The organism is Thioalkalivibrio sp. ARh3 (genome assembly GCF_000377265.1).
Classification (GTDB): Bacteria; Pseudomonadota; Gammaproteobacteria; order Ectothiorhodospirales; family Ectothiorhodospiraceae; genus Thioalkalivibrio; species Thioalkalivibrio thiocyanoxidans.
Genome location: NZ_KB897949.1, coordinates 133,092 through 153,792, shown reverse-complemented (window position 1 = coordinate 153,792; position 20,701 = coordinate 133,092). Strand labels below are relative to the sequence as shown.

Genomic DNA, 20,701 nt, shown 5'->3' with positions numbered 1-20,701 from the left:
CCGAAGACCCTGCATGAGTTAACTCAGTCTGCTAGCGGTGGCCGGAATGACGGATCTGAACGGGCGCGACCAGGAACTACGGATAGCTCTCACCGGTGAACCCGGCGCAGCCCGCGATACGCAGGCGATCCTGACGTGTCTTGGCTGCGAAACCGAATCCCACCAAAGCCCCGAGGCGCTGCTCGACCGCGGTTCCGATGCCGCTGCGGTGTGGTGGTGCGGCCCGGGGGCGGAACTCGACTCGCGCTTGCTAGAGGGTCTCAACGACCAGACCACCGTGGTCGTTCAGCCAACCGATGGCGAAACGGTCAACGCGCCGGGCTCGGGTTGCGTGGTCGAACATCCGTTGTCGATCGCCCAGGTCAGTCAGGTCCTGCAGTGGCTGCGCTACGGGCGCGAGCCAGGACACGACGACATGCCCGGTCTGGTGGGGGTGCACCCCACCATGCTGGCGGTCAAGCGTCTCGTCGCGCAGGTGGCGCGTACCGATGCGACCGCGCTTATCCTCGGGGAGACGGGATCCGGCAAAGAGGTCATCGCACGCGCGATTCATGCGGCCTCCGATCGTGCCGACAAGCCCTTTGTCGCAGTCAACTGTGGGGCGATCCCGGCCGATCTGCTGGAAAGCGAGTTGTTCGGCCACGAAAAAGGGGCATTCACGGGTGCGTTTACCGCCCGCACGGGTCGCTTCGAACTGGCCGGCGACGGGACGCTGTTCCTGGACGAGATTGGCGACATGCCGCTGCCGATGCAGGTAAAGCTGCTGCGCGTGCTGCAGGAGCGGGTGTTCGAACGGGTTGGTTCGAACAAGTCGGTCTCCACCAACGCCCGGATCATCGCGGCCACCCATCGCAACCTGGATGACGCGGTGGCCGAAGGCAGCTTCCGCCAGGATCTGTTCTTCCGGCTGAATGTATTTCCCATCGAACTGCCCCCGCTGCGCGAGCGCGCCAGCGACATCCCGTCGCTGGTGGCTGCGCTGGAGGACCGGCTGCGGGAGCAGGGCATGACGCCGGCGCATCTGACGCCGGCCGTGATGGCGCACCTGAGCCAGCTGCCGTGGCAGGGCAACATACGCGAACTGGCGAATCTGCTGGAACAGCTGGCCATCATGTATCCCGACCTCCCGGTGGATCTCGGTCAGCTGCCCCCGCGTGTCCGTCCCGAGGGAATCGATGACCTGACCGTGCCGCCGCAGGCCGATGCCAACGGCCAGGTTGCCAATGTCCCGAATGGGGCGCTGGGAGTGGCGCGCGAGGGTCTCCCGCCCGAAGGTGTCGACCTGCGCGGCTATCTGAATGACCTGGAGCGCGAGATGATCGTCGCCGCGCTGAACGAAACGGGCCAGGTCGTGGCCCGGGCCGCCCGGCGCCTCGGCATGCGGCGTACGACGCTGGTCGAGCGCATGCGCAAGTTCGGACTGGGCAAGGGCTGACGGAACATTCGCCGGACTCTACATCGTCGGGAAGCCGTCATCTAATGATGGTCCTGCAGTCCTAAGACCCGACGATGAATTGACGGCGAGCATCCGGAATATACCCTAAGTCTCTGTAATACAACCTTAATTGCTGTTCTGGCTCGGTTCTTGCTGGTTGCCTCCCGAACTTCCGAGGAACCGGTTTATGTCCAGAGCGACCATTCTCCTAGTCGATGCGGAACCCGCGCTGCGCGAGGCAGTGGTGCGCGTGCTGGCGACGATCCCCAGGGTACGGCTGGAGTCCTGTCCGGGTGACGAACTTTCCGATGCGCTGGAGAGGCATCGCCCGCGCGCGGTACTGGTGGCGCATCGTGGCGTTCGGCGTGACTGGAGCGCCCTGAACGGGCAGGTGCCGGTCGCCGCCGTTGGACACGACGCGGCACACGACGACGAGATCCGGGCCCTGCGCGAGGGCCTGACTGCCCATTTCGCGCTCCCCGACATGGCCGAGCCCATGGCCGAGTGGCTGCGTTCGGTCGTCAAGCCGTCTCCCGGGATCGTGGTCCCCCGCATGGTGGCGCAGAGCGCCTCGATGCAACTGCTGGATGCCTTTGTATCGCGGATTGCCGCGAGCCCGGCCACGGTATTCGTGACCGGCGAATCGGGCGTGGGCAAGGAGGTGCTGGCGCGGCAGGTGCACGCGCGTTCGCCGCGTGCCAACGGGCCGTTCGAGGCCGTCAACTGCGCGGCGTTGCCGGAGACGATGCTGGAGGCCCTGTTGTTCGGGCATGCCAAGGGTGCGTTCACCGGGGCGCTGGAGGCGCGGCCGGGAAAGTTCGTCCAGGCGCATGGCGGGACGTTGTTGCTCGACGAGGTCACCGAGATCCCGGTCAACCTGCAGGCGAAGCTGCTGCGCGTGCTTCAGGAACGCGAAGTGGAGCCGCTCGGCGGGCGGCAAAGCCGACGTATCGACGTGCGAGTGATCGCCACCTCGAACCGCGACCTGCGCGAAGCCCTGGCCGAAGGCGTGCTGCGCGATGACCTGTACTACCGTCTGAATGTCTTCCCCGTCTGGATCCCGCCGCTGCGCGAGCGCCCGGAGGATATCGTTCCGCTGGCGCGCACCCTGCTGCGTCGGTTGAGCGGCAATGCATTGACTGATCTCGACACCTCGGCCCAGAGGCGCCTGGTCGAGCATGACTGGCCGGGCAATGTTCGCGAGCTGGCGAATGTGATGGAACGTGCAGTCACGCTGCACGACCCGGCACGCGGATCGACCATTGGTGTGGAGGCGATCTGGCTGGACCTGGATATGCTGATGCCCTGGGGCACACACGAGTGTCAGGCATCGGACACGGGTGAGTTCGATGACTGCCGGCCCGCCGACGAGAACTCGACGCCGATGCTGGAACAGACCCTGCAGACCCAGGAGAGCCGGGTCATCCTGAATGTATTGCGCGAGTCGGGCGGGCGTCGCAAGGAGGCGGCGGAGCGACTGGGAATCAGCCCCAGAACATTGCGTTACAAGATCGCCCGGCTGCGCGAGTCGGGATTCGCGGTGCCTTCTTCAGGGAACTAGGGCGATCACTGGCACGGGCCTTGCTTTCTGCTATGGCGAAGCTGCCGGGGCCCACAGGGCGATTGCCGGACGAGGCGGTCACGCGTAGGGCCAAACGTCTTTCGTGCCGCGCGTGGTGGTGAAAAGGGGAGTTGAATCATGAGCGAGATGCAGATTCAGAACGTACTGGCCCAGATGCGCCAGCTGACCCAGAACTCGGGCGTGGAGCAAACCAATCCCACGCAGCAGCCGGGTCAGGTTGGCGGTGCGGACTTCCAGAACGTGCTGCGTGACTCGCTACGCGGGGTGAATGAAGTGCAGCAGGATGCAAGCGATCTTCAGACCCGTTTCGAACTCGGCGACGAGAATGTCAGCCTGCCGCAGGTCATGGTCGCGATGAACAAGTCCAGCCTCGCATTCGAGGCGACGAACCAGGTACGCAATCGGCTTCTGAACGCGTATCAGGAAATCATGCGGATGCAGGTCTGACGCCGGGACCTTACGGAGAATAAGCACCCATGGCCGAGAACGCACAAACCCTGCCCGCCGTGATCACCGGCGGTTTTCGCGAGTTCAATGGCATGCCGGCCGGTCGCCAGCTTGCGCTGCTGGGCATGCTGGCCGGCGCGATCGTGGTGATCGTGGCCGTGCTGTACTGGGCCTTCCGGCCGACCTATGTGCCACTGTTCCCGCGCATGGAAAGCGAGGAGGCCGCGGAAGTCGTGCAGGCGCTCTCGCAGGCCGGTATCTCCTATGAGGTGGATTCCACCACCGGACAGGTGAAGGTGCCGCAGGGGGATGTGGCCGAGGCCCGCCTGCAGCTGGCATCGGAGGGCCTGCCGCGCTCCGGCGATGTGGGCTTCGAACTGTTGCAGGAAGATACGGGGCTGGGTACCAGCCGCATGATTGAGGGGGCCCGCTTCCATCGCGCGATGGAGGGAGAGCTTGCGCGCACCGTTGCCTCCCTGGACGCGGTCGAGCGTGCACGGGTGCATATTGCGCAGGCGGAAGAGTCAGTATTTGTACGCGATCGCCGCCCAGCGAGTGCCTCGGTGGTCGTTCACCTGCGGGGGAGTCGTTCCCTGTCGGATTCCCAAGTGTCGTCGATCGTGCACCTGGTGGCCTCGAGTACCTCGGAGTTGGAGCCGGAGAGTGTGACCGTGGTCGACCAGCGCGGACGGCTGCTGACGCAGGACGGAGGCGATCGCGGTGGCATGGGGAATAGTGACCGGCTCTCGTACTCGCGCGAGGTCGAGCAGCGCTATGCGGAACGCATCCATGACCTGCTCGCACCGATCGTGGGCTCGGACAAGGTGCGCGTTCAGGTCAACGCCGATATCGATTTCTCGCAGGTGGAACGCACCGAGGAACTCTACGATCCGGAGACCATTGCCCTGCGGTCGGAGCAGACGCGCGAGGACGAGCGCACCGGAATGGATGGCGGCCCGACCGGGGTCCCCGGGGCGCTGACGAATCAGCCGCCGGAAGGTGGCGCGGTGGAAGATCCAGAGGGCGAGGTGGCGCCGGCACCGTTGCCGAGCAATCGCAGCGCGAATGTCACCCGCAACTACGAGGTGGATCGGCGCATCAATCATATCCGCGAGGCACCGGGCGGTATTCGCCGAGTGTCCACCGCGGTGGTTGTGGACTTTCGCGAGCAGGTGGGCGAAGACGGCGCGACCGAGAGTGTGGCCCGCGACGCGGAGGAGCTCGAGCGTATCGAGGCCCTGGTACGCGAGGCGGTTGGATTCTCGGAGGCGCGTGGCGATACGCTGAACGTGGTGACCGCACCGTTCGAGGCACCGGTGGAGGAGATGGTCGAGGACGAGGTGCCGTTCTGGTCGCAGGCATGGTTCCTCGAGATGGTCAAGATCGGCGCAGGCCTGCTGCTGGCGCTGATCCTGCTGCTGACGGTGGTGCGCCCGGCACTGAAGCAGTTGACGGCTCGGCCGCCGCGCGATACGCGGGATGATCAGCAACGGGCGCTGACCGATCAGTCCGAGGACGATGGAGCCAGCGCGCCGGCCGGGTCGCCGTCGGCCGTGGCCGCCCTGACCGGGCCCAAGGGGCCGGATCAGCAGGAGATGGACCTCGAGGCGGTACGCGAGATGGTGCGCGAGGACCCGAAGCGCGTGGCACAGGTAATGAAGACCTGGTTGGGTGACGATGGCCGCTGACAAGCAAGCCAAGAAGATGGATGGCGCGGAACGCGCCGCGGTGTTCATGATGAGCCTCGGCGAGGATGCCGCCGCCGAGGTCATGCGCCACATGGGGCCGAAGGAGGTCCAGAAGATCGGGACCGCGATGGCCTCGATGGAGCGCATATCGCGCGCCGATGTGGACGCCGCGCTGCACGATTTTTCCACGCATGTTCAGGAACAGACGGCGCTCGGCGTGGGTGCTGACGAGTACGTGCGCAGCGTTCTGGAGAACGCGCTGGGCGAGAAGGCCTCGGGTGTGATCGACCGGATCCTGCTGGGGCGCAATTCCAAAGGGATCGATGCCCTGAAGTGGCTGGATCCGCGCGCGATTGCCGACATGCTGCGTAACGAACATCCGCAGATCGTCGCGATCGTCCTGTCGCACCTGGACTCCGACCAGGCATCGGACACACTGCAATATCTGCCTTCCCGGGTGCAGAGCGACATCGTAATGCGTATTGCCACCCTGGATGGCATCCAGCCGCAGGCGCTGCAGGAACTGGACGAGATCCTCGATCGCCAGCTCTCGGGAAATGCCGCCAGCAAGACCTCGATGCTGGGCGGGGTGCGCACAGCGGCCAACATCATGAACCTGATGGAGGGCTCTCGCGAGGCCGAGATCATGGAGACGATCAAGGAGTCCGATTCGGATCTGGGCGGCCGCATCGAAGAAGAGATGTTCGTGTTCGAGAACCTGGTCGACATCGACGATCGCGGTATTCAGACGCTGCTGCGCGAGATCTCCACGGACTCGCTGGTGCTGGCCATGAAAGGCGCCGAAGAGGAGCTCAAGGACAAGATCTTCCGCAATATGTCCAAGCGCGCGGCCGAGATGCTGCGTGAGGACCTGGAGGCCAAGGGCCCGGTCCGCGTCAGCGAGGTCGAAGGGGCGCAGAAGGAGATCCTGGCGGTGGCCCGTCGTCTGGCCGAGAACGGGGAGATCGTGCTCGGCGGACAGGGTAGCGAGGCGATGTTGTGACCTCGCGTCCGGTTGCCCAGGCGCAGCTCGAAGAGCCCGATGCATCGCTTTGGGAGCCGCCGGAGATTGGCGAGGAAGGGCTGCGTCCGCCACGCCGGCTGCCTACCGCTGCCGAGATCGAGGAGATCGAGGAGCAGGCGCGCCAGAACGGATTCGAAGTCGGTTACGCCGAGGGGCACGAGATCGGAAAGCAGGAGGCCGAGAAGGCCGCCCGCGCGAAGTCCGACAAGAAGCTGCGCGAGACAGTCGCTACCCTGGAGTCCCTTGCCGGTGGCCTGACCGACCCCCTCGCCGAGGCGACTGACCAGCTGGAGCCGGAACTGCTGGCCCTGACGGTCGCACTGGCCCGCAAGGTCCTGAATGCCGAACTCACCACCCGCCCCGAGCTGATCGAACGGGTACTGCACAAGGCCCTGGAGCAGCTCCCGGGGCGGCACCAGGAGGTGCGGGTGCATGTTCACCCGGAGGACCGCGCCCTGCTGGACGACTATGCGCAGTCGCTGGATGCGCGGGTGCACTGGATCGCCGACTCCAACTTGGCGCGGGGTGGCTGCCGCGTCGAAGCCGGCGCCGCGTCTGTGGATGCCTCGCTTGAACGTCGTCTGCAACAGGCGGTTGAGGCGGTCTGGGGCGAACTGGTAGATCCTGCCGATTCGATGCCGTCCGAGAATGGGTCGGGATCGGAGGAGGAGTCGTGAGTTCGCGTCTCGACTCCCTGCGCAAGCGCGGACAGGAGCAACTGACTACGGGGCTGCTGGATCGCCTGCAGCAGTCGCGTGGGCGGCTGGAACGCGTGCATCCGCCACAGTCCGAGGGTCGGCTGTCGCGGCTGACGGGCCTGACTTTCGAGGCCGAGGGCCTGCGTCTGCCGATGGGGGGGCGCGCACTGATCCACGGCGAGACCGGGATGGCCGTTCCGGCCGAGGTCGTCGGGTTCCAGAATGACCGGACGTTCCTGATGCCGGAAGAGCTGGCCTCGGGCCTGACGCCCGGTGCGCGCATCGAGCCGCTCGACGCCCAGCGCGAGATCCCGGTCGGGGACGCGCTGCTGGGGCGCGTGATCGATGCCAACGGCCAGCCGCTGGACGGCAAGGGGCCATTGCGCGCGCGTGATCACAGCCCACTTTCGGGGCGCCCGATCAACCCTCTGCAGCGGGCGCCGGTACGGGAGCCGCTGGATGTCGGCATTCGCTCGATCAACGGGCTGCTGTCGGTCGGACGGGGCCAGCGTCTGGGCCTGTTCGCCGGTTCCGGCGTCGGGAAGAGTGTCCTGCTCGGGATGATGACCCGCAATACCAATGCCGATGTGATCGTGGTCGGGCTGATCGGGGAGCGTGGGCGAGAGGTCAACGAGTTCATCCACGAGATCCTGGACGAGGAGTCTCGACAGCGCACCGTGGTGGTGGCGGTACCGGCGGACCAATCGCCGCTGCTGCGCCAGCATGGTGCCTGGGTGGCCACGACCGTGGCCGAGTCGTTTCGTGATCGAGGACTCAATGTACTGCTGTTGATGGATTCGTTGACGCGCTTTGCCCAGGGGGCGCGCGAGATCGCGATGGCGATCGGCGAGCCGCCGGCCTCGAAAGGCTATGCCGCGTCGGTCTTCGCGCGCCTGCCCCAGCTCGTGGAGCGGGCCGGCAACGGGGATGTGGGCGGTGGCTCGATCACGGCGTTCTACACGGTGCTGGCCGAGGGGGATGACCAGAACGATCCGATCGTGGACGCGGCACGTGCGATCCTCGACGGGCACGTGGTCCTGTCGCGCGAGATCGCGGAGACCGGGCGTTATCCCGCGATCGACGTGTCGGCGTCGGTCTCGCGAGTGATGAGCGCGCTGATCACGCCGGAGCACGAACGGGCAGCCCGACGCTTCCGCGACCTCGCGTCGACCTACATGCGCAACCGCGACCTGATCGCCGTGGGGGCCTACCGCAAGGGTGCGGATCCGCACCTGGACGAAGCGGTGGCCATGCATGACCGGATCGAGGCCTACCTTGGTCAGGGTCGCGACGAGGCCATCGGGTTTGATCAGGCGCGCGACGAACTGCTGGCGCTGACCGGAGGCGCCTGATATGGACTCTCGGCGGCTGGAGCGTCTGTTGCGTCTGCGACGCATCGAGGAAAGCGAGGCGACCCGCCAGCTGGGGACGCGACTGCAACAACTGGACGCGGTGGAGGCTCAACGGACTCAGCTCGAGGGCTATCAGCTGGAGTATCTGCGCGCGCCGCTACCCGACGATACGAATCGACTCAAGTGGCTTTCCGGGATGCGGGATCAACTGCGCCACGCGCTGGAACAGCAGGACCTGCGTGCCCAGGCCGCGGGGGCGCAAGCGGAGCAGGCGCGCCAGGAGTGGCTGCTCCGTCACCGGGCCGTGATGTCTCTGGAGAAGCTGCTCGAGCGGCGCGTTGCCGAACAACAACGGGAGGCCGACCGGAGGCGTCAGCACGAACAGGACCTTTGGGCGACACGGCAGGTGCATGCCCGCACGCAGGATCCGAGTGGCGACTGGCAAGGTTCTTGAATAGTAGAGACGGGTAATACCCAGCCCGGCCGTGTGAGCCGGGCAATGAATCAGAGGATCCATTGATGATCGCGACAAGCAATTCCGGTCAGGGGATGATGCCGCTACTGCAGTTGCTGGGGGGCGGCGGTGACCTCAAAGACCTGCAGGCCCTGGAGGGCCTGGAAGGTCTGAAGGAGCTGAAGACCGCTGACGGGCAGAGTTTCCTGGACATCCTTCAGCCACAGCTCGAGGCGTTGCTGGCCGATCTGGGCGTCGGCGAGGAGGAACTCGACGGGCTCGACCTGGAGGCGATGCTGGTCCGTCTCCAGACGTTGATGGACGAGGATGGGATTGCCGCCGAGATGGACACCGGCGGCAAGGAATTGCCGCTGGCCGCGCTGATGCCGGCAGTGGATGATCGCCCTGCTGCGCCGGTCGCGCGGACAAGCCAGAGCGAAGACGGTGGCGGCGCACGCGAGGTCAAGCCACTGCCCGCGGCGGTCATGCGGCTGTTCCTTGAATCCAGCCAGAACGCGACCGCACAGGGCAACGCAAACGGGCCAGGAGCGGCCGCGGATCTGCTTGGCCCGAACAGCCGGTTGTCGCGCGAGAACGTCCTCGAGCTGCTGGCGCAGTGGATGGCCCAGGGGAGTGATGCGCAGCGGGGGCAGGCCCGCGCCGAACCCCTCGCCGGGATCCTGCCGGCGCACGTACAGGCCGCGGAAGGCAGCGAGGCTTCGCGCAGCCCGGTTCGTCTGGACCTGACCCGCCTGCTGCAGCCCGGGGGGGAGCGCGAACTGAGCGACCAGATCCGCATGCTGGCGCGTGCCCAGGGCGGGCGCACCGAGATCAAGCTGCACCCCCCGCAGCTGGGGACGCTGGATGTGCGCCTGAATGTGGACGGTGATCGGGCGACCGTCCAGTTCATCAGCACCAATCCGGTCACCCGGGAGGTACTGGAGGCCGCGATGCCCCGCCTGCGCGAGAGCCTTGCCCAGAGCGGGCTCACTCTCGAGGATGCCACGGTGTCGGATCAGGCCGCCGAGGAGCGTGAGGGCCAGCAGGCCCGGGCCGACGGAGCCGTGGCAGCGGAAGACGCGGACGAGTCAGAGATCGACGACGAGCAGGGCGCGGACAGCACCCTGTCCATCCTGAACCGTCGCCTCGATCTGTTCGCCTGAGCGCTGCTTTTCTTCAGGGGCCGGGACCGGCCGCCCGCCGGTCCTGTAACGGTCCGCCCGCTCCATCATCCCGCCAAGATCCCGTCTTCTACCGGGGCTGGCGCGGCTGAATCTTGACGATTCCCTTCCCCGGTAACGCGCTGGATTCCCGTCAGTCCGTATCGACCGTCTTGTAAGTCACTGAACTCAAGCACAAAAATGATATTGGCACCGGCTTTGCAATGACATCACGCAATAGTCAGGGTGAGCCTGTGCCATCAGCATGGGCGGATGCGAGAACTTCGAGGGCGGGAAATGGCGGAAAAGGAAGTCGAACTGGAGGAAGAGGGCGCCGGCAAGAAGGGCAAGAAGGGGTTGATCCTGCTTGTCATCCTGCTGGTGCTGGTGTTCGCCGGCGCGGGGGGCGCCGCGGCGTGGTTCTTCCTGGCGAGTGGTGCGGACGAGGACGAGGCCAGTGAGGAAGGCCCGGCCGAGCGCCACTACCACGGGCTGGAGCCGATGACGGTGAATATCGACGGGCCCGGCCGCATCCGCTATCTGCGGGTCGAGCTGAGCGTCGTTACGACCGACCCCGAGGTGATCGAAGGGCTGGAGCGGCATATGCCGGCCGTGCGCAACGACGTGCTGGGGCTTCTTGGTGAGATGCACTACGACGACCTGAATACCCGCGAGGGCAAGGAGTCCCTGGCGGAGGATCTGCGCGATGCCATTGCACAGATTCTCGAGGAGCGGGACGCGCCACACGATGTGGAAGCGGTGCGTTTCAACGAATTGGTCATGCAGTAGGTCCCGCCATGGCGCAGACGGACATTCTCAGTCAGGACGAGATCGACGCCCTCCTGCATGGCGTCGATGACGGCGATATCGAGACGGAAGATCCGTTTCCGAATGACGGGCAGGCTCGGGAGTTCAACTTCGCCACGCAGGATCGCATCGTTCGTGGGCGGATGCCCACGCTGGAGATGATCAACGAGCGGTTTGCACGACATCTGCGGGTCCGTCTGTTCAACATGCTGCGTCGGTCGGCCGAGATCTCGGTGGTCGGGACTCGGGTCTCCAAATTCTCGGAGTACATGCACTCCCTGTTTGTCCCCACCAGCCTGAACCTTGTCCGGGCCCATCCGTTGCACGGGACGGGGCTTTTCGTGTTCGACCCGAAGCTCGTGTTCATCCTGGTCGACAACTTCTTCGGCGGCGACGGGCGCTTTTATACCCGCATCGAGGGGCGTGATTTCACCCCGATGGAGATGCGGGTGGTCCACGGCATCCTTGAGGGTGCCTTCGAGGACATGACCAAGGCCTGGAAGCCGGTGATGGATCTGCGTTTCGAGTTCCTGAACTCGGAGGTGAACCCTCAGTTCGCGAACATCGTGTCGCCCACCGAGATCGTGGTGATCAGCGAGTTCCATATCGAGCTTGATGGTGGTGGCGGCAATCTGCATTTCACGTTGCCGTACTCGATGATCGAGCCCATCCGTGAACAGCTCGATACCGGCCTGCAATCCGACCGATCGGACGTGGATCAGCGCTGGATGAAGGCACTGGAGGAAGAGATCCAGGATGCCGAGGTCGAGATCAGCTCGATCCTGACCGAGACCGAAGTGACCGTGCAGGAACTGCTCGACATTCAGCCGGGCGACATCATCCCGATCGATCTCCCCGAGATCGTGACCTTGAAAGTCGAAGACATCCCGCTGTTTCGCGGGAAGTTCGGCGTATCCGACGGCATGAATGCGATCCAGGTGACGGATCGCATCATCAAGCGATAGAGGGCTGCACCCATGGCAGACACCGACGACGACCAGAAGAAAGAAGATGAAACTCGGGCCTCCGAAGAGGAGGGCGATGTGACGACGGAAACAGCCGAAGGCGCCGAGGGCGATGCGCCCGAGGAAGACCAGGACGCCCTCGCGGACGAGTGGGCCGCAGCGTTGGCCGAGCAGAAGGAGACCGACGGCGAAGAGACGGCTGATCCCGACGAACTGCTGAACGAGGCGCAGGCGAACGCTGCTGGGGGCGAATCAATGGATGCGCTGACCGGGGCGGAAAAGCGGGAGCGCAAGCACAAGCCCGACCCGGACGCCGAGCCCCTGAAGCCGGAGGAGCTGGCGGCCTCGGCGGGTATGTCGGCCGAAGACATCAATCTGCAGATGGTGCTGGATGTACCGGTCACCATCTCGATGGAGATCGGGCGCAGCCGAATCCCGATCCGCAACCTTCTGCAGCTGAACCAGGGCTCGGTGGTGGAGCTCGACCGGCTCGCAGGGGAGCCGCTGGACGTGCTGGTCAACGGGACTCTCATCGCGCACGGCGAGGTGGTGGTGGTCAACGAAAAGTTCGGCATACGGCTGACCGACGTGATCAGCCCGAGTGAACGAATCCGCAAGCTCAAGTAACGGATGAAACTACGCTTTCTACGCTCGCTGGCAGTCCTCGGACTGGCCGGCACAGGGGGGCTCTGGCCCGCGATCGCCCTCGCCGAGGAGGCGAGTGGCGGGATCTCGGCCGCCGCTCATCTGACGCAGATGATCGGCGGTCTGGTGATCGTGATCGTGGCGATCGTGCTTCTGGGCTGGATTCTGCGGCGCACGCAGGGTGGCCTGAGCCGGGGATCGCAGGCCATCGAACTGGTCGCGGTGCGCTCGGTGGGTACCCGTGAACGCCTGATGCTGGTCCAGGTGGGAGGGGAGCAGGTCCTGATCGGGGTCGCGCCCTCCGGTATGCGAACCCTCCATACGCTGCGCGAGCCGGTGAATGTCGAGGAAACCGCGACACCTGATTTCTCGAGCGCCCTGCGCCGGGCGGTCTCCGGCCGTCGCGAGGCGGGAGGCGAACGGACGTGATGGTCGGGCGGCTCAGATACCTGCCGCGCACCTTTGTGGCGCTGGCGCTGTTGCTGCTTCCGGGGCTGGCCTGGGGCCAGTTCGGCGGCGAGGGCATCGAGGCACTGACGGTAACCACCGACGGGGACGGTGGCGAGACCTATTCCGTCACGCTGCAGATTCTTCTGCTGATGACAGTGCTGACGCTGCTGCCCGCAGCGCTGATCATGATGACGGCCTTCACGCGCATCCTGGTGGTCCTGGCGATCCTGCGCCAGGGGCTGGGGACGACGCAGACCCCCTCGAACCAGATCCTCATCGGCCTGGCGTTCTTCCTCACGCTGTTCGTGATGGCGCCGGTGTTCGAGGAGATCTACGAAACCGCGGTCGTGCCGTACATGAACGAGGAGATGGGGACCGAGGAGGTCCTGCAGGCGGGGGTGCAGCCACTTCGTGATTTCATGCTCGCGCATACCCGCGAGAGCGATATCCGCATGTTCGCCGAGATCAACGGCATCGACGGATTCGAGGATGCCGATGACATCCCGCTGAGCCTGCTAGTCCCGGCCTTCGTGACCAGCGAGCTGAAGACGGCCTTTCAGATCGGGTTCCTGATCCTGATCCCGTTTCTGATTATCGACCTGGTGGTGGCCTCGGTCCTGATGTCGATGGGGATGGTCATGCTGTCGCCGCTGATTATTTCGCTGCCTTTCAAGGTGATGCTGTTCGTCCTCGTCGATGGCTGGGCGCTGATGATGAACACGCTCGCCACCAGCTTCTTTGTTTAGGGGGATTCCGCGATGACGCCGGAGATGGTGGTTGATGTCGGGCGCGAGACGCTCACGGTCGTGGTCCTGCTGGCCGCGCCGCCGCTGCTGACGGCCCTGGCCGTGGGCCTGGCGATCGGGATGCTGCAGGCGGCGACGCAGATCCAGGAGATGACGCTTTCGTTCATCCCCAAGCTGCTGGCGATGTTTGCCGCCTTGCTGATCTCCGGGCACTGGATGCTGGCGCTGATCATCGATTTTACGGAGCGGCTCTATGACGCCGCGCCGGGTATGGTGGGGTAGCCGTCCGTGAACCTCGCCATGGATCAGATCCTTGTGTGGGTGGGGGCGGTCATGTGGCCGTTCGCCCGCATTGGGGCGATGCTCCTGGTGATGCCCGTGTTCGGGGGCGACCAGCTCACCGCGACGGTGCGCATCCTGTTTGCCCTGGTGCTCGCGGTCTTCGTGGCCATGCAGGGGCCGGCGCTGCCGGCGGTAGACCCGATCAGTATCGAGGGCGTGGTGGTGACCGTGCACCAGATCCTGATCGGCCTGGTGATGGGCTTCATCCTGCAGATGGTGTTCTCCGCGCTGACCCAGGCGGGCGAGGTGATTGCGCTGTCGATGGGGCTTGGTTTTGCCTCGATCGTCGATCCGGCGCAGGGCGTGCAGGTGCCGGTGGTCTCCACGATCTTCGTGATCATGGCCACGCTGATCTTCCTGGCGATGAACGGGCATCTGATCGCGCTGGAGCTGCTGCTGACCAGTTTCGAAACACTTCCGGTCGCCCCTTCGGGGCTGAATGCCGAGGCGCTGATGTCGCTGATCGCATTCGGCAGCGTGATGTTTCAGGGAGCGGTGCTGGTCGCCATTCCGGCGGTCGCCTCGCTGTTGCTGGTCAATCTCTCGATGGGCGTGATCACGCGCGCCTCGCCGCAGCTGAACATCTTTGCGGTGGGCTTCCCGATGATGATCCTGATGGGTTTCATCCTGCTGCTGCTGACGATGCCCGGCCTGCCGGAGCGTCTCGGCGATCTGTTGTTCGACGGCTTTGGCCTGATGCAAGCGATGCTGGGGTTCTAGGATGGCCGAGAACGAGAGCGGACAAGAGAAAACCGAACAGCCGACTCCGAAACGCCTGCGCGAGGCGAAGGAGAAGGGTCAGGTCCCGCGTTCCCGGGAGCTTTCGACGTTCCTGGTGCTGATGGCGGCCGGCGGTTTCATGACGTTCTTCGGCCCGACGATGGGCGGCCAGCTGGCCGAGCAGACGGCCGCTCGCTTCGACTTCGAACGCGAGCTGGCCTACGACAGCTCGTTGCTGCTGCCCTATCTCACGGAACAGATCTTCGCCACGTTGCGCACGCTGCTCCCGCTGTTTGGGGTACTGATGGTGGCGGCGGTTCTCGCGCCCATCGTGATTGGGGGGGCGAACTTCTCCTGGCAGGCGGCGAAACCCAAGGCCTCCAAGCTCAATCCGCTCAAGGGGCTCAAGCGCATCTTCTCCTGGCAGGGGCTGATGGAGTTCGGCAAGACCTTTGCCAAGTTTGTACTGATCGCAGGGGTCGCGGTATCGGTGCTGTGGATGTTCTCGGACCGGTTGCTGATGCTTGGCTACGAGCCCCTGGAACAGGCCATCGTGCATGCCGCACAGCTGGCACTCGGCACCTTCGTCGCGGTGTCGGCCGCGCTGATTCTGGTCGCCGCGATCGATGCGCCGTTCCAGATGTGGAATCACCAGAAGCAGCTGCGCATGACCCGTCAGGAGCTGAAGGACGAATACAAGGAGACGGACGGCAAGCCGGAGGTGAAGCAGAAGGTCCGCCAGCTGCAGCAGGAGATGGCACAGCGCCGGATGATGGAGGAGGTGCCCAAGGCCGATGTGGTCATCACCAACCCGACCCACTACGCCGTCGCGATCACCTACGAGGCCTCGCGCATGGCGGCCCCGAAGCTGGTGGCCAAGGGTGCGGACGAGGTCGCGGCCTCGATCCGCGCAGTGGCGGACGAACACAAGATCATTCGCGTCGAGGCGCCACGGGTGGCCCGCGCAATCTACTTCACCACGGACCTGAACCAGGAGATCCCGAACGGGCTGTTCGTCGCCGTCGCGCGCATCCTCGCCTATGTCTATCAGCTGAAGCGCTCGGATGCGGACGTCGCGATGCCGGATGACCTGCCGGTGCCGGACGACTATCTCGATCCGGAGCAGCAGCGCGGCCGCAGGAGGAACCGCTGATGGCCTTCTTCGACCGCCTGGGGACTGTCGGAAAGTGGGGGCTGGGGGCGCCGATCCTGCTGATCGCGATGCTCTCGATGATGGTGCTGCCGCTGCCGCCCATCGCCCTGGACGTCCTGTTTACCTTCAATATCGCGCTGTCGCTGGTCGTGATCATGGTCGCGGTGTATACGCCGCGCCCGCTGGAGTTCGCGGTCTTCCCGACGGTACTGCTGGTCGCCACGCTGCTGCGCCTGGCGCTGAACGTGGCCTCCACGCGCGTGATCCTGCTGGAGGGGCACACCGGCACCGACGCGGCGGGCCAGGTGATCCAGGCCTTCGGCGATTTCGTCGTGGGCGGGAACTACACCGTCGGGCTGGTGGTGTTCGCCATCCTGATCATCATCAACTTCGTGGTGGTAACCAAGGGCGCGGGGCGCGTCTCGGAGGTCAGCGCCCGATTTACCCTGGACTCCATGCCCGGCAAGCAGATGGCGATCGACGCCGACCTGAATGCGGGGCTGCTGACCCAGGAAGAGGCGCGCAAGCGCCGCGAGGAGATCGCCAGCGAGGCCGACTTCTACGGCTCGATGGATGGTGCCTCGAAATTCGTGCGCGGCGACGCGATCGCCGGGATCCTGATCCTGTTCGTGAACATCATCGGCGGGCTGACCATCGGGACGCTGCAGCACGGCATGTCGATGGGCGACGCCGCGACCAACTACGTGCTGCTGACCATTGGCGACGGACTGGTCGCGCAGATCCCGTCGCTGGTGCTGTCCTCGGCCACCGCCATCATCGTCACGCGGGTCAACAGCACGCAGGACATGGGCCAGCAGGTGTTCGGGCAGATGTTCTCCAACCCGCGCGTGCTGTACGTGGCCGGTGGCGTGATCGCGGTGCTGGGTATGGTTCCGGGGATGCCGAATGCCGTGTTCCTGGGGCTGGCCTCGCTGGCCATGGGCTCGGCCTACCTGATGCAGCGACGTGAGCGGGAGCAGGCCGTGGAGGTGGAGCGTGTTCCCGACGAGCCCGCGGACAGCAGCCCCGAGAGCCGCGACCTGACCTGGGACGATGTGCCGCCGGTGGATCTGGTCTCCCTGGAGGTCGGTTACCGTCTGATCCCGCTGGTGGATCGCACCCAGGATGGCCAGCTAATGGGGAGGATCAAGGGGGTGCGCCGCAAGCTCTCCCAGGAACTCGGCTTCCTGCTGCAGCCGGTGCATATCCGCGACAACCTGGAACTGGGTCCGAATGCCTATCGCATCTCGCTGTTGGGCGTCACCGTGGCGGAGGCCGAGGTCTTTCCCGATCGCGAGCTGGCGATCAACCCGGGCGAGGTGTTCGGCACCGTGCCGGGGACGCCGACCAAGGACCCGACCTTCAACCTCGACGCCCTGTGGATCGATCCGGCTGATCGCGATCAGGCGCAGGGGGCCGGCTACACCGTGGTCGACTGCTCCACCGTGATCGCCACGCATCTGTCGCAGGTGTTCCGCGAGAACGCGCATCGCCTGATTGGTCACGAAGAGGCGCAGCATCTGCTGGACCAGCTGGCACGGCACTCGCCGAAGCTGGTCGAGAACCTGGTGCCGAAGACGCTCTCGCTGTCGGTGATCCTGAAGGTGCTGCAGAACCTGCTCGCCGAGCAGGTCTCGATCCGCGATCTGCGCACGATCGCCGAAACCCTGGCAGAGGAGGGTGTGAAGAGTCAGGATCCCGGCGTTTTGACCGCGGCAGTCCGGGTGGCGCTGTCGCGCTCGATCGTGCAGGACCTTGTGGGGCCGGACGAGGAGCTGCCTTTGATCGCGCTGGACCCATCGTTGGAACAGCTCTTGCATAAGTCCCTGCAGGGCAGCAATGGCGAGACCGTGGGATTGGAGCCGGGCCTGGCTGAACGCCTGCAGCGTTCGGTGTCGGAGGCGGCGCAGCGTCAGGAGGCCAGCGGCCAGCCGGCCATCCTGGTGGTGGCCCCGGAGATCCGCTCCTGGATTGCCGGATGGCTGCGCGGGGCGGTGCGCAACCTGGCGGTGCTGGCCTTTACCGAGATCCCCGACAATCGGCGGATCCGTGTGGTAGCCACGGTGGGTCAGGAAGACTCGGCCCGCCAGGCAGCCCCCACGAGTGCCTGAGACGAACAGTAGCGATCGGATCCGCCAGGGCGGAACGGGAGAACAGCGATGAATGTGAGACGGTATCGGGCCCGCGACATGCGCGACGCGATGCGCCAGGTGCGCGAGCAGCAGGGCGAAGATGCGGTAATCCTGTCCAGCCGTCGGGTCGACGGCTGGCTGGAGGTGGTTGCCGCTCTCGAGGATGGCGATGCCGGGGTCTCCGAACGCGAACAGCAGGCCGCCGTGAACGCGGTCCAGGCACCACGCGAGGAGCCGGTGGCCGCGTCGCGCCCGAGCAGCGCCTCGGCCTGGCCCGCGGATCCGGAGCTGGCCGCGATGCGGCAGGAGCTGCGGGATCTGCGCAGCCTGCTTACCCGTCAGCACAGCGACAACGAGGCGGCGCAATGGGCGGCGCGTCATCCGCTGGCGGCGGAGTGCAAGGCGCGCTTGATGGACCGGGGTTTCAGCGAGGCACTGGCGCGCAGCCTGGCGGGCAGCATCCTCGATGACAGTACCGTAGAGCAGGCCTGGGAGCGCCTGCGTGCACGCCTGTCGGGCGCAATTGCCACGCGCCATCCCGATATCCTCGACGAAGGGGGCGTGCTGGCACTGGTGGGGCCTACGGGCGTGGGCAAGACCACCACGCTTGCGCGGATTGCGTTGCGCCAGATCCGCCGCATGGGGCCGGATTCGGTTACGCTGGTCACCCTGGATGCGCAGCGCATTGGTGCGACACGCCAGCTGCAGGCCTTCGCGCAGATGGCAGGGGTGTCACTGCGGGTGCTGCAGGGCGCGCGCGAGTTGCGGGAGATGACCGGGCGAGCCGAGGATGGGCACCTGATTCTGGTCGACACGGCGGGGCAGGCACCTGCGGCGGTGGGCGACGAGTCGCTGTTCGCCGGCTGGCCGGACCGTATCCGGTGCGAGAGCTGGCTGGTCGTCTCCGCGACCACCCAGGCGGCGGCACTGCAAAGGGTGCTGGAGGCGTTCCGGAAGACGGAGCCATCGGCCCTGGTGCTGACCAAACTCGACGAGGCCGAACAATTGGGGGAGACGTTGTCGGTACTGCTCGACCAGCACCTTGGGCTCACGTTTGTCAGCGATGGTCAACGCATCGCGGAAGATTTCCACCGGGTGGAGACGGGGGATCTGACGCGGCGTGCGCTCGGTGAAGAAGAGCGTCCTGCGCGTGGTGCCTCGCGCGATGAACGATGGACTGATCAGACGCTCGCGGAGCTCGCCGGCACGCGCAGCCACGTGGCGTCGGCGCGCGGGACGCCGGATGGCGGGGCCCTGGAAATGATTCATCCAGTGGGGAAGGGACGCTATGCCACGCACTAATCCACCGTTGAAGGTCATCGCCGTTGCTTCCGGAAAGGGCGGTGTCGGCAAGACCAATGTCTCGGTCAACTTGTCCGTCGCACTTGCCCGGCTGGGTCGCGAGGTGATGCTGTTCGATGCCGATCTTGGGCTGGCGAACGCCGATGTGCTGCTCGGGCTGAGACCGGAGCGCACGCTGCATGACCTGGTAACCGGACAGGCGGAAGGGCTGGAGGAGATCCTGGTGGAGGGTCCCGAAGGGATCAAGGTCGTCCCTTCGGCGTCGGGGATCGCCGCGATGGCCAACCTCTCGCAGGTGGAGCACAACGGGCTGATTCATGCATTCAGCGCGTATTCGAAACCGCTGGACGTACTCGTCGTGGACACCGCAGCGGGTTTGCAGGAGTCGGTGACGACCTTCTGCCGGGCCGTCCAGGAGACCCTGGTGGTGGTCTGTGACGAACCGGCGTCGATTACCGATGCGTATGCCCTGATCAAGGTCCTGCACCGGGACCATGGTTTGCGGCGTTTCCGCCTGGTGACGAACATGGTGCAGGACCGAGCCGGAGCCGAGCGCCTGCTGCAAAAGCTCGCGACGGTTTGTGGCAACTATCTGCCGGAGGTCATCCTGGACCTGGCGGGATACATCCCGATGGACCAGAATCTGCGCACGGCCGTCCAGAAGCGGGCGCCGGTGGTGCAGCAGTATCCGGGCAGCCCGGCGGCCAAGGCCTTTACCGAGCTTGCCCGCACGGTCGATCGCTGGCCGGTGGGTCGCGGCGCCGATGGTGGCGTCGGATTCTTTGTCGAACGGATGCTGCAGAGCGCATGATGTCGCCGCGTAATCGACTACCAGGCTACGAAAGCGTCGCCGCGGCCGGCCACGAGCAGCGTGTTGCGGAGCATATCGAGCTGGTGCACCGCATCGCGCACCATCTTATGGCTCGTCTGCCTGCCTCGGTCCAGGTCGATGACCTGATCCAGGCGGGCATGATCGGTCTGCTGGAGGCCGCGCGGCAGTTCGAGGGCGGGCAGGGCGCGACCTTCGCCACCTATGCGGGGATCCGTATCCGCGGCGCGATGATCGATGAGCTGCGGCGCAGCGACTGGACGCCGCGCTCGGTGCATCGCAACAGCCGCAAGATCGCCGAGGCGATCCAGACGGTCGAGGCCCGGGAAGGGCGCGCGGCACGCGGGGTCGAGGTGGCCGAGGAGCTCGGAGTCCCGATCGACGAGTACTACACGATGCTGCAGGACCATGCCGGCGCCCATCTGTTCGCGCTGGACGATCTGGGCGGCACCGACGGCGATGCCGACCGGGTGATCGAGGGGGCGGAGGCCTCGCCCTCGCGGACGATCGAGGCCGGGGAGTTTCGCGAAGAGCTGGCCGCCGCGCTGGGTGATCTGCCCGAGCGTGAACGCCTGGTACTCTCGCTTTATTACATCGAGGAACTCAATCTGCGCGAGATCGGCGCGGTGCTGGGCGTGACCGAGTCGCGCGTCAGCCAGATCCGCAGTCAGGCCGTGATCCGGCTGCGCGCACGTCTGGGTTCCTGGCTCGAAGATGGCGAGGCTTTGCAGTTATTCTGACGGCCACGCTCTAGTACCCACATGCATAAT

The 20,701-nt window shown here is 65.6% G+C and carries 20 protein-coding genes and 1 pseudogene; all 21 read left to right on the top strand.

Annotated features, from left to right (window positions below):
* The first annotated feature begins 46 nt into the window (after positions 1-46).
* The 21 genes and pseudogenes from C995_RS0107675 (at position 47) to C995_RS0107575 (ending at position 20,671) form a co-directional block, all read left to right on the top strand.
* Positions 47-1,435, top strand: a complete 1,389-nt coding sequence (locus C995_RS0107675; protein WP_018864374.1) for a sigma-54-dependent Fis family transcriptional regulator — start codon at positions 47-49, stop codon at positions 1,433-1,435.
* A gap of 187 nt (positions 1,436-1,622) precedes the next feature.
* Entirely contained in the window at positions 1,623-2,996 is a 1,374-nt protein-coding gene (locus C995_RS0107670) for a sigma-54 dependent transcriptional regulator (RefSeq protein WP_018864373.1), read from the top strand.
* A 138-nt stretch (positions 2,997-3,134) separates the two neighbouring features.
* A complete protein-coding gene (fliE, locus tag C995_RS0107665; protein WP_018864372.1) occupies positions 3,135-3,464 on the top strand; it encodes a flagellar hook-basal body complex protein FliE in 330 nt (109 codons plus the stop codon).
* A 29-nt stretch (positions 3,465-3,493) separates the two neighbouring features.
* The gene (gene fliF / locus C995_RS0107660; protein ID WP_018864371.1) at positions 3,494-5,152 is read left to right on the top strand and encodes a flagellar basal-body MS-ring/collar protein FliF; all 1,659 of its coding nucleotides are present in this window, start codon (positions 3,494-3,496) and stop codon (positions 5,150-5,152) included.
* Positions 5,142-6,155: a flagellar motor switch protein FliG gene (gene fliG, locus C995_RS0107655; RefSeq protein WP_018864370.1), complete on the top strand. Its 1,014-nt coding sequence runs from the start codon at positions 5,142-5,144 to the stop codon at positions 6,153-6,155. Before fliF ends, fliG begins: the two co-directional genes overlap by 11 nt.
* Positions 6,152-6,853, top strand: a complete 702-nt coding sequence (locus tag C995_RS0107650) for a FliH/SctL family protein (protein ID WP_018864369.1) — start codon at positions 6,152-6,154, stop codon at positions 6,851-6,853. Before fliG ends, C995_RS0107650 begins: the two co-directional genes overlap by 4 nt.
* Positions 6,850-8,226, top strand: coding sequence for a FliI/YscN family ATPase (locus C995_RS0107645; protein WP_018864368.1), 1,377 nt, complete (start codon positions 6,850-6,852; stop codon positions 8,224-8,226). The genes C995_RS0107650 and C995_RS0107645 overlap by 4 nt, the downstream gene beginning before the upstream one ends.
* A gap of 1 nt (position 8,227) precedes the next feature.
* Positions 8,228-8,680, top strand: a complete 453-nt coding sequence (locus C995_RS0107640; protein WP_018864367.1) for a flagellar export protein FliJ — start codon at positions 8,228-8,230, stop codon at positions 8,678-8,680.
* Between the two features lie 65 nt (positions 8,681-8,745).
* Complete coding sequence (locus C995_RS0107635; RefSeq protein WP_018864366.1) at positions 8,746-9,843, top strand: flagellar hook-length control protein FliK; 1,098 nt, start codon at positions 8,746-8,748, stop codon at positions 9,841-9,843.
* A gap of 294 nt (positions 9,844-10,137) precedes the next feature.
* The gene (gene fliL / locus C995_RS0107630) at positions 10,138-10,629 is read left to right on the top strand and encodes a flagellar basal body-associated protein FliL (RefSeq protein WP_018864365.1); all 492 of its coding nucleotides are present in this window, start codon (positions 10,138-10,140) and stop codon (positions 10,627-10,629) included.
* A gap of 8 nt (positions 10,630-10,637) precedes the next feature.
* The gene (gene fliM, locus C995_RS0107625; protein WP_018864364.1) at positions 10,638-11,612 is read left to right on the top strand and encodes a flagellar motor switch protein FliM; all 975 of its coding nucleotides are present in this window, start codon (positions 10,638-10,640) and stop codon (positions 11,610-11,612) included.
* 12 nt (positions 11,613-11,624) lie between these two features.
* Complete coding sequence (gene fliN / locus C995_RS0107620) at positions 11,625-12,239, top strand: flagellar motor switch protein FliN (RefSeq protein ID WP_018864363.1); 615 nt, start codon at positions 11,625-11,627, stop codon at positions 12,237-12,239.
* A gap of 3 nt (positions 12,240-12,242) precedes the next feature.
* On the top strand, positions 12,243-12,686 hold the full coding sequence (gene fliO, locus C995_RS0107615; protein WP_018864362.1) for a flagellar biosynthetic protein FliO: 444 nt from the start codon (positions 12,243-12,245) through the stop codon (positions 12,684-12,686).
* Positions 12,686-13,453 carry a flagellar type III secretion system pore protein FliP gene (fliP, locus tag C995_RS0107610; protein WP_018864361.1) on the top strand — a complete coding sequence of 256 codons (768 nt, stop codon included), beginning with the start codon at positions 12,686-12,688 and terminating at the stop codon, positions 13,451-13,453. The genes fliO and fliP overlap by 1 nt, the downstream gene beginning before the upstream one ends.
* A 12-nt stretch (positions 13,454-13,465) precedes the next feature.
* The gene (gene fliQ, locus C995_RS0107605) at positions 13,466-13,735 is read left to right on the top strand and encodes a flagellar biosynthesis protein FliQ (protein WP_018864360.1); all 270 of its coding nucleotides are present in this window, start codon (positions 13,466-13,468) and stop codon (positions 13,733-13,735) included.
* Positions 13,736-13,753: 18 nt separating this feature from the next.
* On the top strand, positions 13,754-14,515 hold the full coding sequence (fliR, locus tag C995_RS0107600) for a flagellar biosynthetic protein FliR (RefSeq protein ID WP_018864359.1): 762 nt from the start codon (positions 13,754-13,756) through the stop codon (positions 14,513-14,515).
* A gap of 1 nt (position 14,516) precedes the next feature.
* Positions 14,517-15,668: a flagellar biosynthesis protein FlhB gene (gene flhB, locus C995_RS0107595; protein WP_018864358.1), complete on the top strand. Its 1,152-nt coding sequence runs from the start codon at positions 14,517-14,519 to the stop codon at positions 15,666-15,668.
* Positions 15,668-17,779 carry a flagellar biosynthesis protein FlhA gene (gene flhA / locus C995_RS0107590; RefSeq protein ID WP_018864357.1) on the top strand — a complete coding sequence of 704 codons (2,112 nt, stop codon included), beginning with the start codon at positions 15,668-15,670 and terminating at the stop codon, positions 17,777-17,779. Before flhB ends, flhA begins: the two co-directional genes overlap by 1 nt.
* A 78-nt stretch (positions 17,780-17,857) precedes the next feature.
* Positions 17,858-18,929: pseudogene (gene flhF / locus C995_RS0107585) on the top strand (flagellar biosynthesis protein FlhF); the annotation flags it as partial.
* Between the two features lie 159 nt (positions 18,930-19,088).
* Positions 19,089-19,913, top strand: coding sequence for a MinD/ParA family protein (locus C995_RS0107580; RefSeq protein ID WP_038070577.1), 825 nt, complete (start codon positions 19,089-19,091; stop codon positions 19,911-19,913).
* Complete coding sequence (locus tag C995_RS0107575) at positions 19,910-20,671, top strand: RNA polymerase sigma factor FliA (protein WP_018864354.1); 762 nt, start codon at positions 19,910-19,912, stop codon at positions 20,669-20,671. Before C995_RS0107580 ends, C995_RS0107575 begins: the two co-directional genes overlap by 4 nt.
* Positions 20,672-20,701: the final 30 nt, after the last annotated feature.

Bases quoted from the DNA above. Each gene is read 5' to 3' on its own strand.
- C995_RS0107675 (WP_018864374.1), top strand. From the start codon at position 47: ATGACGGATCTGAACGGGCGCGACCAGGAACTACGGATAGCTCTCACC.
- C995_RS0107670 (WP_018864373.1), top strand. From the start codon at position 1,623: ATGTCCAGAGCGACCATTCTCCTAGTCGATGCGGAACCCGCGCTGCGC.
- fliE (WP_018864372.1), top strand. From the start codon at position 3,135: ATGAGCGAGATGCAGATTCAGAACGTACTGGCCCAGATGCGCCAGCTG.
- fliF (WP_018864371.1), top strand. From the start codon at position 3,494: ATGGCCGAGAACGCACAAACCCTGCCCGCCGTGATCACCGGCGGTTTT.
- fliG (WP_018864370.1), top strand. From the start codon at position 5,142: ATGGCCGCTGACAAGCAAGCCAAGAAGATGGATGGCGCGGAACGCGCC.
- C995_RS0107640 (WP_018864367.1), top strand. From the start codon at position 8,228: ATGGACTCTCGGCGGCTGGAGCGTCTGTTGCGTCTGCGACGCATCGAG.
- C995_RS0107635 (WP_018864366.1), top strand. From the start codon at position 8,746: ATGATCGCGACAAGCAATTCCGGTCAGGGGATGATGCCGCTACTGCAG.
- fliL (WP_018864365.1), top strand. From the start codon at position 10,138: ATGGCGGAAAAGGAAGTCGAACTGGAGGAAGAGGGCGCCGGCAAGAAG.
- fliM (WP_018864364.1), top strand. From the start codon at position 10,638: ATGGCGCAGACGGACATTCTCAGTCAGGACGAGATCGACGCCCTCCTG.
- fliN (WP_018864363.1), top strand. From the start codon at position 11,625: ATGGCAGACACCGACGACGACCAGAAGAAAGAAGATGAAACTCGGGCC.
- fliO (WP_018864362.1), top strand. From the start codon at position 12,243: ATGAAACTACGCTTTCTACGCTCGCTGGCAGTCCTCGGACTGGCCGGC.
- fliP (WP_018864361.1), top strand. From the start codon at position 12,686: ATGGTCGGGCGGCTCAGATACCTGCCGCGCACCTTTGTGGCGCTGGCG.
- fliQ (WP_018864360.1), top strand. From the start codon at position 13,466: ATGACGCCGGAGATGGTGGTTGATGTCGGGCGCGAGACGCTCACGGTC.
- fliR (WP_018864359.1), top strand. From the start codon at position 13,754: ATGGATCAGATCCTTGTGTGGGTGGGGGCGGTCATGTGGCCGTTCGCC.
- flhB (WP_018864358.1), top strand. From the start codon at position 14,517: ATGGCCGAGAACGAGAGCGGACAAGAGAAAACCGAACAGCCGACTCCG.
- flhA (WP_018864357.1), top strand. From the start codon at position 15,668: ATGGCCTTCTTCGACCGCCTGGGGACTGTCGGAAAGTGGGGGCTGGGG.
- C995_RS0107580 (WP_038070577.1), top strand. From the start codon at position 19,089: ATGCCACGCACTAATCCACCGTTGAAGGTCATCGCCGTTGCTTCCGGA.
- C995_RS0107575 (WP_018864354.1), top strand. From the start codon at position 19,910: ATGATGTCGCCGCGTAATCGACTACCAGGCTACGAAAGCGTCGCCGCG.